We start from the raw sequence: 12972 nt of genomic DNA, 5'->3' as shown, positions 1-12972 counted from the left end.
GCTTAATACCAGGCTTATTCACCCGGTCAGGCACCGCCGCAGAAAGAGGTCAGTAGTCCACATGTCCGGAATTTCTCTCGGAATCCCCGACGGCCCGCCGCCCACCCTCGCGCCGCGCCGCAAGACTCGCCAGCTGATGGTCGGCGGTGTGGGAGTGGGCAGCGATCACCCGATCAGCGTGCAGTCTATGACCACCACCAAGACCCACGATGTCAATGCCACGCTGCAGCAGATCGCGCAGCTCACGGCATCAGGTTGTGACATCGTCCGCGTGGCTTGCCCCAAGACAGTCGACGCTGAAGCACTGCCGATGATCGCGAAGAAGTCCCCGATCCCAGTGATTGCGGATATTCACTTCCAGCCGAAGTACATTTTCTCCGCAATCGATGCTGGCTGTGCCGCCGTGCGCGTCAATCCCGGCAACATCAAGGAATTCGATGGTCGCGTGAAGGAAGTGGCGAAGGCCGCAGGAGATGCGGGCATTCCCATCCGCATTGGCGTCAACGCTGGTTCCTTGGATAAGCGCATCATGGAGAAGTACGGCAAGGCCACTCCAGAGGCGCTGGTGGAATCCGCGCTGTGGGAGGCTTCGCTGTTCGAGGAGCATGGCTACGGCGATATCGCCATCTCGGTGAAGCACAATGACCCGGTGATCATGGTGGAGGCTTACCGCCAGTTGGCTGCGAAGTCCGATTACCCGCTTCACCTCGGCGTGACCGAGGCCGGCCCTGCATTCCAGGGCACCATCAAGTCCTCCGTGGCTTTCGGAGCACTGCTTGCCGAAGGCATCGGCGATACCATCCGCGTATCTCTGTCCGCTGATCCTGTGGAAGAGATCAAGGTGGGCGATCAGATTCTGCAGTCGCTGAACTTGCGCCCGCGCAAGCTGGAGATCGTGTCCTGTCCTTCCTGTGGCCGTGCCCAGGTGGATGTCTACACCTTGGCCGAGGAGGTCACCGCTGGCCTGGAAGGCATGGAGTTCCCGCTGCGTGTAGCCGTCATGGGCTGCGTGGTCAACGGACCTGGCGAGGCTCGCGACGCTGACTTGGGCGTGGCCTCAGGTAACGGCAAGGGCCAGATCTTTGTCAAGGGTGAGGTCGTCAAGACCGTTCCCGAGGATCAGATCGTGGAAACCCTCATCGAAGAGGCCATGCGCATTGCTGACGAGCAGGGCTTGGAGGCCATCGAGGGCGCCAAGGCTGAAGTTCGCGTCACCAAGTAGTTCCGCCTAGAGACAAGCTCCTGACTGTGCCAATGTCGGCTCAGCAGGGGCTTTTTGCGCTAGGATGCCGTCCCGCAGCGTGACCACGCGATCCAACTCCGCTAGCTGTTCGGTATCGTGAGAGACATAGATCGCAGGGATCTGAGCCTCTGAGACCAGCCGGCGAATGAGCTGGGTGACGGTCGTTGCGGCTTCCGAATCCAGTGCTGCGGTGGGCTCGTCGATGAGCAGCAACTGCGGATCATTCATCAGCGCTCGCGCCACGTTCACACGCGCCTGCTGGCCTCCTGAGAGCTGGCCCGGCATCCGATGCCCGAGCTCTCCCAGACCCACGTGCTCTAGCAGCCGGTGGGCCTTGTCCTTTTCTCCGCGCCTTGCCTTACCTCCCAGAGGCACAACCCGATCCAATCGCTTCATCACCAACAGCTGATCCAGAATGCTCAGGGAGGGAAAGAGGTTGGCCTGCTGAAAGACGATCCCTAGGTAACGCCTACGCAGTGCCGCCGCTTGTCGTGAGCTGGGGGAGTATTCGGTTAAGTCAATGGATTTTCCGCTGCTCGGCAGCAGAGTCACACTCCCTGAGGTGGGCTTCTGCAAGGCCCCGGCGATAGCCAGCAACGTGGATTTGCCGGAACCCGAAGGCCCGGTGATGCCCAGCAGCTCACCGCTGTCTACCTGCAGAGATACGTTGTCCAGAATGCGCCGATGAGTGGAGCCATCGGTGACGTCCAGGGTGATGTTATTGATGGACAGATGCGTGTTCAACGTGGAGATCTCCTCAATCGTGGGTGGGTGGTTAGTGGGTGAGTTCTTAAACGTTGGCCAGCGCGGAACGGGGCTCCACGCCCAGTACGGGTTTGAGAGAGACCGCGGAACCGGCCAGCCCCGCTGCGCCCAAGATCACCGCGGGCAGCGCGAGGGTGGCGGCGGAAATCTCGATGGGAATGCTTCCGCCGATCAGCATGGACGCGCCCCACGTCAGCAACACACCCGCTCCGATCCCGGTGAGAAGTACCAGGAAGGCCTGGCCCATGGCGTCGGAAATAAGGACCCGACGGGAGGCACCCAGCGCGGCGCTGATGACCACCCCGCGCAACCGCTGCAACGTCCATACGGTGAAGAACGCGCCGAGGACGAGGGCGGAGATGACGTAGAGGAGGTTGATCATCAGGTTCAGGCTCATCTGCTCGCCGGCGTAGGAGGAGCTGGCATTCCACCGATCCTTGCCCTCGAGGACGGTGAGGCCGTCGGTGTTTACATCCGTGCCTGCGGGGAGCACTCCGGCCGACGTGGCACCGGGGAGCGCAGAGACGTCCGCGGCGGATTCGAAGCGCGCGGGTTGGTGGTCGAAGTACAGGTCATCTGGCAGAGGCGTGGAACTGGAGAGCACCACGGTGGGTTGCTCGTCGATGCGCGTGCGGGCCATATAAAGAATCTCGCCACCGGCGTTCGTAATCTGTTGGGTTTGCTCGTCGGTGAGGCGAGAGGAGGCGAGGGTGGAGGTTCCCGTGTCTTCCACCGCCAGGGATGTGTTCGAGCCGAGGCGCTCCTGCAGCGCGCTGACGGACTGATAGCTCAGGCCCGCCGCCAGCGACGATAGAAACGTCACGAGGACGGTGATGAGTGTGATGGTCGCGATGATGAGTGCCGCACGGCCGCGAGCCGCGCGCAATTCCCTGATTCCTTGGAACATACTTCTATGCTCTGCTGATCTGCGCGACTGCACATCGGGCAATAGGCTAAACATGGCCTCCTACTAAAGTTGCATGGCATGGTTCACACTCCCCAAAAATCGCGGCCGCTCGCCAGCGCTGATGCGATGGAGCGTATATGGCTTCTGTGGCGGATCAGCATCCACGTGCTGGTAACGCTGTTGTCCGCGGTGGTGTTTGTTCGTGACGGTTTTAGCTGGCCACTGGCGGCATTCATCGTCACGTACGCGGCCGGCCGTTGGGTCCCCGTCAAGCAGCTGTGGGTGCTTGCGGTGTTGGTGTTATGGGTGGTTCTTTTAATGGACGCCACGAGCGCCGGCTTCCTTGCCTTTGCCCTGTATTTCATGGTGATCAATACCTTGCGCCCGGCGTTGGCCGTGCCATCGGTGGGGGTGATCGCGGGCATCGCCGTGTACGGCCTGGGCCGGCATAACGGATGGAGTATCGGCGGGGTGGTGGGACCCATCGTGGGCGCACTGGTGGCATGCGTACTGGGCTATGGTTTTCTGCAGCTCCGGCGCGAATCCTATGCACGGGTAGCTGCCAGCAGACAAGCCGGTGAGGCGGATGAGCGGGCGCGTCTGGCAGGCGAGATTCACGACACGATTGCCCAAGGGTTGAGCTCCATCCAAATGCTGCTGCACTCCGCGGAGCGGCGCGTTACGGAGCATCAAATCGATGACCCGGATTTGCTTCGTGAGCTGCGGTTGGCCCGAAACACAGCTGCGGACAACGTGCTGGAGGCGCGACAAATCATCGCGGCGCTGCAACCGCAGCCGTTGGTGGGCACACAGTTGCCGGTGGCGCTGGCTCGCGTGGTGGCCAGCAGCCCGCAGGGACAGGCGATCGCTTTTGCGACAGATGGTCAGCCGCGGCAACTTCCCGAGGACGTGGAGGCGGCGTTGATGCGCGTCACGCAATCGCTGGTCTCTAATGTAGTTCGGCACGCTCACGCCACACGGGCGCAGGTGACGCTGACATATCTGCCGGATCAGGTGAGCGTGGACGTGGTGGATAATGGCGTGGGGTTTGATTACGACGCGCAAGTGCAACGGGCGGTGAGACGAAAGTCCGGAGCCGAGGGAATTCTCGGCGTGCGTACACGAGTGGCCAAACTCGGCGGAGACGTGCACGTGGAGACCGCACCCGGGCAGGGATGCGGCGTATCAGTGATGATTCCGACATCGCAGGAACGAGACACAGACAGGGGCGCGAAGCATGAGTGAGACAACGGACGGGACCCCAGGTATTCGGGTGCTGATCGCTGATGATCACCCGGTGGTTCGCGCAGGACTGGAAGCGATGATTTCCGCTTTTGTGGGGATCGATGTGGTCGCTACGGCTGATACGGCGAAGGCAGCAGTGGATTACGTTGCAGGAAACCCACATGCGGTGGATGTGGTGTTAATGGATCTGCGCTTCGGGGATGCACCCCACGCTCGATCTGAGCACACTCAGGATGGTGTGTGGGCGACATCTCAAATCAGAGCAAAGGGACAGCGCGCGCCACACGTTGTGGTGGTGACCAACTATTCGACTGATGCCGATGTGGTGGCTGCTATCAGTGCTGGCGCGCAAGGCTATCTGCTCAAGGACTGTCAGCCTGCGGACTTGCGCGAGGGCATTAGAGCAGCCGCGCGCGGGGAATCCATCATGAACCCGCGTGCCATGGACGCACTCATGGGCAGTATGCGCACCCCGACGGTGACACTGACCGCCCGCGAGGTCGAGGTCCTTGAGAGGGTGGCTTTGGGAGAATCGAACCGGCAGATTGCTAGGGCATTGGTGCTGACGGAAGCCACGGTGAAGTCTCACATGGGCAACATCTTTTCCAAGTTGGGCGTGTCCAACCGCACCTCCGCAGTCAATAGCGCGCGAGAGCGCGGGTTGGTCTGAGCTGCAACGCAATCTCACAGATAGGGGTTTGCTGAAAGGGCGGGTGGCGCAGAGTGTCACAGCCATTTCGCGTGCATACGCGGTGCTAACGTGACCGGCATGCGCCGAAGCATCCTGTCTGCAGTCACCATTTCTTCACTCATGTTCGCCTTGGGGGCGTGTACCCCCAAGCCGGACCAAGCAGATGACGCAGTAGAGTCCTTCTTGGAATCGCTGAGCAGCCACGCAGAGCCTGGAGAATTCACGGATAGCCCGGGCAAGGCGCAGGAGGAGATCAATAGTTCCTGGGACAGCCTGCAGGCCGAAGGCTTGAATACCAGTCTCAATAACGTCCGCACGAACGGCAACGTGGCCACGGCGGACTTCACGATGGATTGGGATCTGCCTGGGGAGCGGAATTTCCAATATCAATCGCAGATGACGCTGACCAAGACTCAGGACGATTGGACGGTACGCTGGCAACCGACCGTCATGCACCCGGATCTGGGTGCCAACCAGCACTTGGAACTGCGCACTGTCCCCGCGGAAATGGCCACGGTAGTGGGCTCTGACGGCGCTGCGTTGCTGCAACCGGGAACGCGCTATCGGGTGTTCGTGGATACCTCTACGGGAGATCTACAGTCCACGATGCGACAAGTGGCCATCGAGTTGGATGCGATGCGTGCCAACGATGAGTCCGTGCCCAGCATCGATGCTGAGGAAAAGGCCAAAGAGGCAGAAAATGTCGAAGGTGAATTCTCGCTGTTGACGCTGAACCAGCAACAAGGGCTGGATTTGAAAAACCGCATGTCCCGGGTGGAAGGCCTGCGTTTCAACGAGGAGCAGGCCATGGTTCGCCCAGACCCGAACTTCGCGCCGGACATCATGAGTCGCGTGTCATCTGTCGTGGAAAAGGATCTGGAAGGATCCAACGGATGGAAGGTGGTGGCTGCCACCTCCGAAGGTGCGGAGATCCGGGAACTGGGCGGGCAGGATGCGCAAACCGCTCCCAGCGTTGACGTTTCCTTGTCGAAGAAGGTTCAGGATGCGGCCCAAGCTGCCGTCGATACACGCAGCGATGCCAAGGTGATGATGGTGGTGATGCAACCATCCACCGGCGGCATTCTGGCTGTTGCGCAGACCCAAAAGGCTGACGAAGATGGCGATGCTGCGCTGATGGGTCAGTACCCACCGGGATCTACATTCAAGATCCTCACCGCGTTTGCGGGCATGCAGAATCAGGGGCTTACGCCGGATTCCATCGTGGGATGCCCTGGTACCCAGGACATCGGCGGCCGTATCGTGACCAACTACAACAACTTCTCGCTGGGCAACACGGCCTTGGAGAATGCCTTTGCGAAGTCTTGTAATACGACGTTCGCACAAGTCTCCACCGATCTGCAGCCCGGCCAGCTGCAACAGACCGCCAAGCAGTTCGGCTTAGGCGTGAACTTCAACATTGAAGGTCTCGATACCATCACGGGATCGGTGCCTCGTGGTGATGTCATGCTGGAGCGTACTGAGGCCGGTTACGGCCAGGGTCTGGACTTGGCCAGCCCCTTCGGCATGGCGATGGTGGCCTCCACGGCAGCCTCGGGTCGCATGCCCACTCCGTACCTGATCGGGGGTCCGGAGCACCGCACGGAGGCGCAAGGCGAAGACGGCAATCAGTTGCCTAAGGAACAGCTGGACAACCTGCGTCGGATCATGCGCTCGGTGGTGACCAGCGGTTCCGGTAGCGGAGTTGCAAGCGCCGGTGAGGTCTACGCCAAGACCGGTGAGGCCGAGATCAACGGAGGATCTCACTCCTGGCTCACCGGATACCGTGGAGATTTAGCCTTTGCCACGCTGATTGTCTTGGGCGGCGGCTCGGAGCACGCTACCTCCGTAACCAACACCTTCTTCCAAAATCTGGACGGCAAATAGGCAGCCCTAGTGGGGATGGGCGCCCTGCGCGCCAGCGCCTTGCGGGAGGCGCAGGTACAGGGCGTACAGTAAAGACTCATGAGTAGAGCTGCACTAACCCCAGGCCAACCCACGCCGATTCGTACTGTTCCGGCCCATATCCCGCGTCCTGAATACGCGTGGAAGGATTCGGTTGCGGAAAATGTGGGAGAGCCGTGGGTGCAGGCTCCCGAGGTCATCGAGAAAATGCGCGAGGCCAGCCGGATTGCTGCAGAAGCGCTGCGGGAGGCGGGCGCGGCTGTCGTTCCTGGTGTGACCACCGATGAGCTGGACCGCATTGCCCACGAGTACATGGTGGACAATGGTGCGTACCCGTCCACACTGGGCTACCGCGATTTCCCGAAGTCCTGCTGTGTGTCTCTGAACGAGATCATCTGTCACGGCATCCCGGACACCACGGTGGTGGAGGAGGGAGACATCGTCAACATCGATGTCACCGCCTTCAAGGACGGCGTGCATGGCGATACCAACGCCACGTTCATCGCAGGTGAGGCCTCCGAGGAGCACGCGCTGCTGGTCGAGCGCACGGAAAAGGCACTTTGGCGCGGCATCAAAGCGGTCAAGCCAGGACGCGAGATCAACGTCATTGGCCGAGTGATCGAGAGCTACGCCAAGCGCTTCGGCTACAACGTAGTGCGCGATTTCACCGGACACGGTGTGGGCCCAACGTTCCACAACGGCCTAGTGGTTCTGCACTACGATTCCCCCCACGACCACACTGTTCTGGAGCCAGGCATGACCTTGACCATCGAGCCGATGATCAACCTCGGCGGCTTGGGTTACGAGGTGTGGGACGATGACTGGACCGTCCAGACCAACGACCGGAAGTGGACTGCCCAGTTTGAGCACACCCTCGTGGTGACCGAAGACGGCTGCGACGTCCTCACAGCCCTGGATAGCTAAACTGCCCAGCTAGGGCTGGATGCCTGCGGGGTCGGGACCAGTAAATTCTAGCCCCAACAGCGCGTTTTCCACGACTTCGGACAGTGATGGGTGTGGCCAGTATTGGTTCTTGGCCACTAGGCGCGCGTCCAAATCAAAGACCATCACGGTGATCAGCTGCTGAATCAGAGTGGTGGCCTGTGGGCCCATGATGTGGCTGCCCAGGATCTTGCCCGTCTCCGCGTCCGCGATGATCTTGCAGAACGTGCCACTTTCCTCCATCGCCCATCCATAGGCCACATCGGAGTATTCCTGCACCTTGACGGTGATCGCGCGGCCCGTTTCCTTTTCGTACACGCGTGCTTGGTCTTCCGTCAGGCCCACCGTGGCGATCTGTGGGTGGGTAAAGATTCCCGACGGCACGTTGGTGTGATTCAGCTTCTTCAAGTCCTCCGGGTGCAACAGATTGTGCTGCACCACGCGAGCCTCGGCGTTTGCCACGTGCTTGAGCTCGTACTTATTGCTGGCATCACCCAGCGCCCACACACCCTTGGCTGAGGCCCGTCCGTATTCATCGACAGAGATCCTGTCGTGCGAATCTACCTCCACACCGCCTGCAGAAAGATTCAGCAGGTCAGAGTTGGGGATACGTCCCAGTGCCACGAGCAATTCGTCGGAGACTACTTCCGTGCCGTCGTCCAGGACGACGGCGATCGAGCCATCGTCGTTGGTGCGGAAGTCCTGGAAGCTCTTGCCCAAAATGTTCGTCCACTGCTGCTCAGCTTTTTCGTTGAATCGCTCCACCACCGTGGAGTCCAGCTTCTTGAGCAGGTGAGGGGAGCGATTGATCACCGTGACCTCGGTGCCGAGTGCTGAAAAGACGTGCGCGAACTCCACGGCGATGATGCCGCCACCCAAAATCGTCAAGGAGTTCGGGAGCTTTTCGAGGCGCATGATGTCTTCGTTGGTACGGAAATTAACCCCAGAATTCTTGATCGCGTCCGGTATGAACGGGCGCGTACCCGTGGCCAAGACAATATTATCCGCGGTGATGGTGACCGGATCGGCATCGGAGTTGGCGTCGAAAAAAGAAACAGTGAGCTCGCGTGGCCCGCTAAAGGACGCGGTGCCGGAGTACAACGTGATGTTCGGGGTCTTTGGACCGCGACGGTATTCCTCGCCGCCGACGGAGATTGGGTCGATGCGCTCGGCGAATACCCGGCGCTGAATGTCTGTCCAATCGACGTTGGTGATCTCTCCGGTCAAGGAAAGACGCTGTGCGTCGGCGACCTCGCGGGCGACATCGGCGGTGTGGACGAACATCTTGGTGGGAATGCATCCCACGTTGATGCAGGTGCCGCCGAACACGCCGCGCTCGACGATGGCGATCTTCTTATCGTGGAGTTCGACTCCGGGGATGGAGTTGCCCGAACCGGTTCCGACGATGATGATGTCAAAGTGCTCGCTAGTCATGCACCCCAGAGTGCCATCAAACACGCGTGGGCGTGGCAGTGGGTTACTTGACCGTGGACTAGCCGGTGGGAGCGACTTCCTGCAACCACTCGAGGGTGACTTCGAAAGCGTGATCGCGCACCGGCTTACGAGACAAGAACACGTCATGCAACGCATCCGGGATTACGGCAACTTCCGCATCCTTGTTGGCGTGCGGGGCGAACCGGCGCATCTGCTCCGGCTTGAGGATCACATCCGAGGTGAATGCGCGCTCGTCCATCTTCCGCCCGAAGTAGTGCTTGTCGCTGCACAGAAGCAAAGTGGGTACACCGGTGGAGTAGTTGCCCGTTTGCAGCTCGCGGATCTCTTCGCCCACACCCGTGATCCAGGAAATGGTCTTCGGGCGGGCATATAGCGGTTTGAGCTCCACGTTGTAGTCCCACTCGCCGGCTTCGGAGGTGTGTAGGGTCAAGCCGTAGAGGGGATTGATCCCGCCCTTGATCACCATGTTCGGATGGAAGCGGCTTAGCACTGGCATCACCTTGCTGATGGCGAGGCGCGTGAAGGCATCGAATTGCAAACCGAACCACGGCGAGTTGAGGATAACGCCGGACAGACGGGAGAAAAGCTGAGCTTGCGGGCTCTCTGGCATGTCCACCGCATCGCGGTGCAGGCGGGCCGCCCACATGGTCACGCCGAGGCCACCGTTGGAATGTCCAAGGACAACGAGGTTCGGATGGGTCTTGGTGATCAGGGAGGCGGCGACGGTGAGATCCTCGCCGTAGAGGGATTGAGAACTGACGTGGTGCCAGGTTTGACCCTCACGCCACGATCGGCCGCATTTGCGCAGGTCGAGGCCGTAGACCGCGTAGCCTTGAGCGGTGAAGATCTTCGCCGCGTTTTTATGGAAGAAGTAGTCCGTCATGCCGTGGACCATGAGGATCGCGGGGCGGGCGTTCCACGCCGAGCCGTCAGGCTGGTCGTCTGCTTCTGGCCGGTAGCGAACCAACGTGAACCGAACGGGAGCTTCTTTATCTGGGTCTTTGCCCATCTCCACGTAGTGGTAGCCGAAGCCTTCGCCGAGCTCGTCTGGGCCGAACTCTAACTCACTCGCGGCGGGGGCGGATGGGTCATGCAACGCGCGTTGCACCGTCACTTTGCTGCTGAAATCACTCACCTCACTCATACTAATCAACGGGAAACTCCGCGGGGCGCTCATTGTGAAGTCGGAGCGAGGGCGTATGGTTAATGGGCACAACCGTCGTAAGGCATTCACCTCTAAGGCGTGAGTGTCTATCACGCCAGCGATAAAGGAACTAAGAAAAGTGTCAAGTAACGCTTCTGGTAATAAAGACTCGGTTGATGTCCTGCTCATCGGCGCGGGCGTCATTTCCTCCACCCTGTCTGTGATGTTGCAGCAGCTCCAGCCGGACTGGAGCCAGATGATCGTCGAGCGTCTGGACGTTCCCGGCGCAGAGTCCTCGGACCCATGGAACAACGCGGGTACCGGCCACTCTGCACTCTGTGAGCTCAACTACACGCCTGAAGTGGGCGGCAAGATTGATATCTCCAAGGCCGTGGGCGTCAACGAGAAGTTCCAGGTCTCCCGCCAGTTCTGGTCCTACTTGGTGGAGCAGGGTGTGCTGGGAGATCCTTCCGAGTTCATCAACGCAGTTCCGCACATGTCTTTCGCTAATGGCATGAAGCAGGTGGACTACCTCAAGGCTCGCTACGAGGCTCTGAAGGACCACCCACTGTTCCCGAACATGCAGTTCAGTGATTCCGAGGAGAAGTTCAAGGAATCCGTGCCTCTGATGGCGAAGGGCCGTGACTTCAACAACCCGGTAGCCATCAGCTGGTTCGATAACGGCACGGACATTAACTACGGCGCTTTGACCCGTCAGTACCTGGATGCAGTGGTGGAGCGCGGCGTGACCGTTCGCTACGGCACCGAGGTTAAGGACATCACTCGCGACGGCGCGAAGTGGAAGGTCACCACCAAGAACCTGCACACCGGCGATACCTCCACGGTCACCGCCAACTTCGTGTTCGTTGGCGCTGGCGGCATGGCGTTGCCATTGCTGCAGAAGTCCGGCATCCGCGAGATCAAGGGCTACGGTGGCTTCCCCGTGGCCGGCGAGTGGCTGCGTTGCACCAATGAGGAATTGGTGGAGCAGCACCAGGCCAAGGTCTACGGCCAGGCCTCCGTGGGCGCGCCTCCAATGTCCGTTCCTCACTTGGATACCCGCGTCATCGACGGCAAGAAGGGCTTGCTGTTTGGCCCTTACGCCGGTTGGACCCCGAAGTTCCTGAAGAAGGGCTCCTACCTGGACCTGTTCAAGTCCATCCGTCCAGACAACCTGCCTTCCTACCTGGGCGTGGGCGTGCAGGAGATGGGTCTGACCAAGTACCTGATTGAGGAAGTTCTCAAGGATAAGACCGCTAAGGTCGAGGCTCTGCGTGACTACATGCCTACCGCTCGTGACGAGGACTGGGAAGTTGTTATCGCTGGTCAGCGCGTGCAGGTCATCAAGCCGATCGGTGCTCCGAAGTTCGGTTCCCTGGAGTTCGGTACCGCCATGGTCAACTCCGCTGACGGCACCATCGCCGGCCTGATGGGTGCATCCCCTGGAGCGTCCATCGCACCGTCCGCCATGATTGAGGTTCTGGAGCGCTGCTTCGGTTCCAAGATGGGCGAGTGGAGCCCGAAGCTCAAGGAAATGGTTCCTTCCTACGGCACTCGCCTGGCCAAGGATTCCGCACTGTTCAACGAGCAGTGGGACCGTTCGCAGAAGACTCTGAAGCTGGGCTAAAATCCCCTTCATGAGTTTGCATCTCTCCGGCCTCACGGTCTTTGTCCCTTCTACTGCCTCCGCGGAAATTTGTGCGCGGCGGATTGCGGAAAGTGGGGCATTGCCGGTGGTCGGGGAGATTTCTTCGTTTTTATCCGACGCCAAACTCGAGTCCCCTTATTCTTTAGCCATGATCCCCGCGGATCTCGATGCCGCGGATGCCGAGCGCGTTGTGCAACGCGCTCGCGCGCTGCGGATTCCGGTGGATGATCGCCGCAGTGTGGGAACTCGACAGACCCCCACGAGCTCAGATAATGAGCTGGGCACCGTGACCTTGGTGGGTGGCGGCCCGGGGGATCCGGAGCTGATCACGGTCGCGGGTGCGCGGGCGATCGCCGAAGCCGACGTGATTCTGGCTGATCACTTAGGTCCGTTTGAGCTGGCAGAGACGGCTGCGGAGGAATCCGGTGCGGAAGTTATCGACGTGTCCAAGTTGCCGTATGGCAAACAGGTTGCCCAGGAACAGACCAATCAATTGCTGATTGAGTGCGCACAGGCGGGAAAAAATGTGGTTCGCCTCAAGGGCGGCGACCCGTTTGTCTTTGGCCGTGGCTTTGAGGAGTGGGAGGCATTGCACGCAGCGGGTATTCCTGTGCGGGTGATTCCGGGCGTGACCTCCGCAACGTCCGCACCTGCCGTGGCCGGACTGAGCCTGACTCACCGTGGTGTGAACCACGATTTCACCGTGGTTTCCGGCCACGTACCGCCAGGGGATCCACGGTCTGAAACCAACTGGGAGGCCGTGGCACGCCTGACGGGAACCTTAGTTTTAATCATGGCGGTCAAAAACGCCCCAGCTATCGCCACGACATTGATGAAGGTAGAGGGCGGCAAATCTACGGAAACTCCGGTCAGCATCATCGAAAACGCCTCGATGCCTTCGCAGCGTTTGCTAACCACCAGTTTGGGGCAGCTGGCCGAAGTACTACGCACGGAAGCGGTGAAGCCTCCCGCACTGTTCGTTATCGGCGAAGTAGCCGATAAGCACATGCAGCTGGGCTGATTTTTCCGT

The 12972-nt window shown here is 60.2% G+C and carries 11 protein-coding genes; 7 read left to right on the top strand and 4 right to left on the bottom strand.

Features of this window, described 5'->3' with window-relative positions; translation table 11 throughout:
* Positions 1–61 precede the first annotated feature (61 nt).
* A complete protein-coding gene (ispG, locus tag IM764_RS08980; protein WP_194187589.1) occupies positions 62–1222 on the top strand; it encodes a flavodoxin-dependent (E)-4-hydroxy-3-methylbut-2-enyl-diphosphate synthase in 1161 nt (386 codons plus the stop codon).
* A 6-nt stretch (positions 1223–1228) separates the two neighbouring features.
* On the opposite strand, the gene IM764_RS08975 is transcribed toward ispG, so the two are convergent.
* Entirely contained in the window at positions 1229–1987 is a 759-nt protein-coding gene (locus IM764_RS08975) for an ABC transporter ATP-binding protein (RefSeq protein WP_099297073.1), read from the bottom strand.
* Between the two features lie 46 nt (positions 1988–2033).
* Positions 2034–2915 (bottom strand): FtsX-like permease family protein, encoded by an 882-nt coding sequence (locus tag IM764_RS08970; RefSeq protein ID WP_194187588.1) that lies wholly within the window; start codon positions 2913–2915, stop codon positions 2034–2036.
* Between the two features lie 78 nt (positions 2916–2993).
* Between IM764_RS08970 and IM764_RS08965 the strand changes: the two genes are divergently transcribed.
* The 4 genes from IM764_RS08965 (at position 2994) to map (ending at position 7677) form a co-directional block, all read left to right on the top strand.
* Positions 2994–4160 carry a sensor histidine kinase gene (locus IM764_RS08965; protein ID WP_099297069.1) on the top strand — a complete coding sequence of 389 codons (1167 nt, stop codon included), beginning with the start codon at positions 2994–2996 and terminating at the stop codon, positions 4158–4160.
* Positions 4153–4830: a response regulator transcription factor gene (locus tag IM764_RS08960; RefSeq protein ID WP_099297067.1), complete on the top strand. Its 678-nt coding sequence runs from the start codon at positions 4153–4155 to the stop codon at positions 4828–4830. The genes IM764_RS08965 and IM764_RS08960 overlap by 8 nt, the downstream gene beginning before the upstream one ends.
* A 99-nt stretch (positions 4831–4929) precedes the next feature.
* Complete coding sequence (locus IM764_RS08955; RefSeq protein WP_099297569.1) at positions 4930–6735, top strand: penicillin-binding transpeptidase domain-containing protein; 1806 nt, start codon at positions 4930–4932, stop codon at positions 6733–6735.
* A 78-nt stretch (positions 6736–6813) separates the two neighbouring features.
* A complete protein-coding gene (gene map / locus IM764_RS08950; protein WP_099297065.1) occupies positions 6814–7677 on the top strand; it encodes a type I methionyl aminopeptidase in 864 nt (287 codons plus the stop codon).
* A 9-nt stretch (positions 7678–7686) separates the two neighbouring features.
* Here map and mtr read toward each other — a convergent pair whose 3' ends face one another.
* Complete coding sequence (gene mtr, locus IM764_RS08945; protein ID WP_099297063.1) at positions 7687–9129, bottom strand: mycothione reductase; 1443 nt, start codon at positions 9127–9129, stop codon at positions 7687–7689.
* Between the two features lie 58 nt (positions 9130–9187).
* Positions 9188–10294, bottom strand: a complete 1107-nt coding sequence (locus IM764_RS08940; protein WP_370551580.1) for an alpha/beta fold hydrolase — start codon at positions 10292–10294, stop codon at positions 9188–9190.
* A 139-nt stretch (positions 10295–10433) separates the two neighbouring features.
* Here IM764_RS08940 and mqo point away from each other — a divergent pair, with 139 nt between their 5' ends.
* Positions 10434–11921: a malate dehydrogenase (quinone) gene (gene mqo, locus IM764_RS08935; protein WP_099297061.1), complete on the top strand. Its 1488-nt coding sequence runs from the start codon at positions 10434–10436 to the stop codon at positions 11919–11921.
* Positions 11922–11931: 10 nt separating this feature from the next.
* On the top strand, positions 11932–12963 hold the full coding sequence (gene cobA, locus IM764_RS08930) for a uroporphyrinogen-III C-methyltransferase (RefSeq protein ID WP_194187587.1): 1032 nt from the start codon (positions 11932–11934) through the stop codon (positions 12961–12963).
* The last annotated feature ends 9 nt before the right edge of the window (positions 12964–12972 follow it).

Source organism: Corynebacterium sp. ED61 (assembly GCF_015233855.1).
Lineage (GTDB): Bacteria > Actinomycetota > Actinomycetes > Mycobacteriales > Mycobacteriaceae > Corynebacterium > Corynebacterium dentalis.
Note: the sequence above shows the minus strand (reverse complement) of the source record. Positions and strands in the feature narration are given on the sequence as shown.

Bases quoted from the DNA above. Each gene is read 5' to 3' on its own strand.
- ispG (WP_194187589.1), top strand. From the start codon at position 62: ATGTCCGGAATTTCTCTCGGAATCCCCGACGGCCCGCCGCCCACCCTC.
- IM764_RS08970 (WP_194187588.1), bottom strand. From the start codon at position 2,915: ATGTTCCAAGGAATCAGGGAATTGCGCGCGGCTCGCGGCCGTGCGGCA.
- IM764_RS08965 (WP_099297069.1), top strand. From the start codon at position 2,994: ATGGTTCACACTCCCCAAAAATCGCGGCCGCTCGCCAGCGCTGATGCG.
- IM764_RS08960 (WP_099297067.1), top strand. From the start codon at position 4,153: ATGAGTGAGACAACGGACGGGACCCCAGGTATTCGGGTGCTGATCGCT.
- IM764_RS08955 (WP_099297569.1), top strand. From the start codon at position 4,930: ATGCGCCGAAGCATCCTGTCTGCAGTCACCATTTCTTCACTCATGTTC.
- map (WP_099297065.1), top strand. From the start codon at position 6,814: ATGAGTAGAGCTGCACTAACCCCAGGCCAACCCACGCCGATTCGTACT.
- mtr (WP_099297063.1), bottom strand. From the start codon at position 9,129: ATGACTAGCGAGCACTTTGACATCATCATCGTCGGAACCGGTTCGGGC.
- IM764_RS08940 (WP_370551580.1), bottom strand. From the start codon at position 10,294: ATGAGTGAGGTGAGTGATTTCAGCAGCAAAGTGACGGTGCAACGCGCG.
- cobA (WP_194187587.1), top strand. From the start codon at position 11,932: ATGAGTTTGCATCTCTCCGGCCTCACGGTCTTTGTCCCTTCTACTGCC.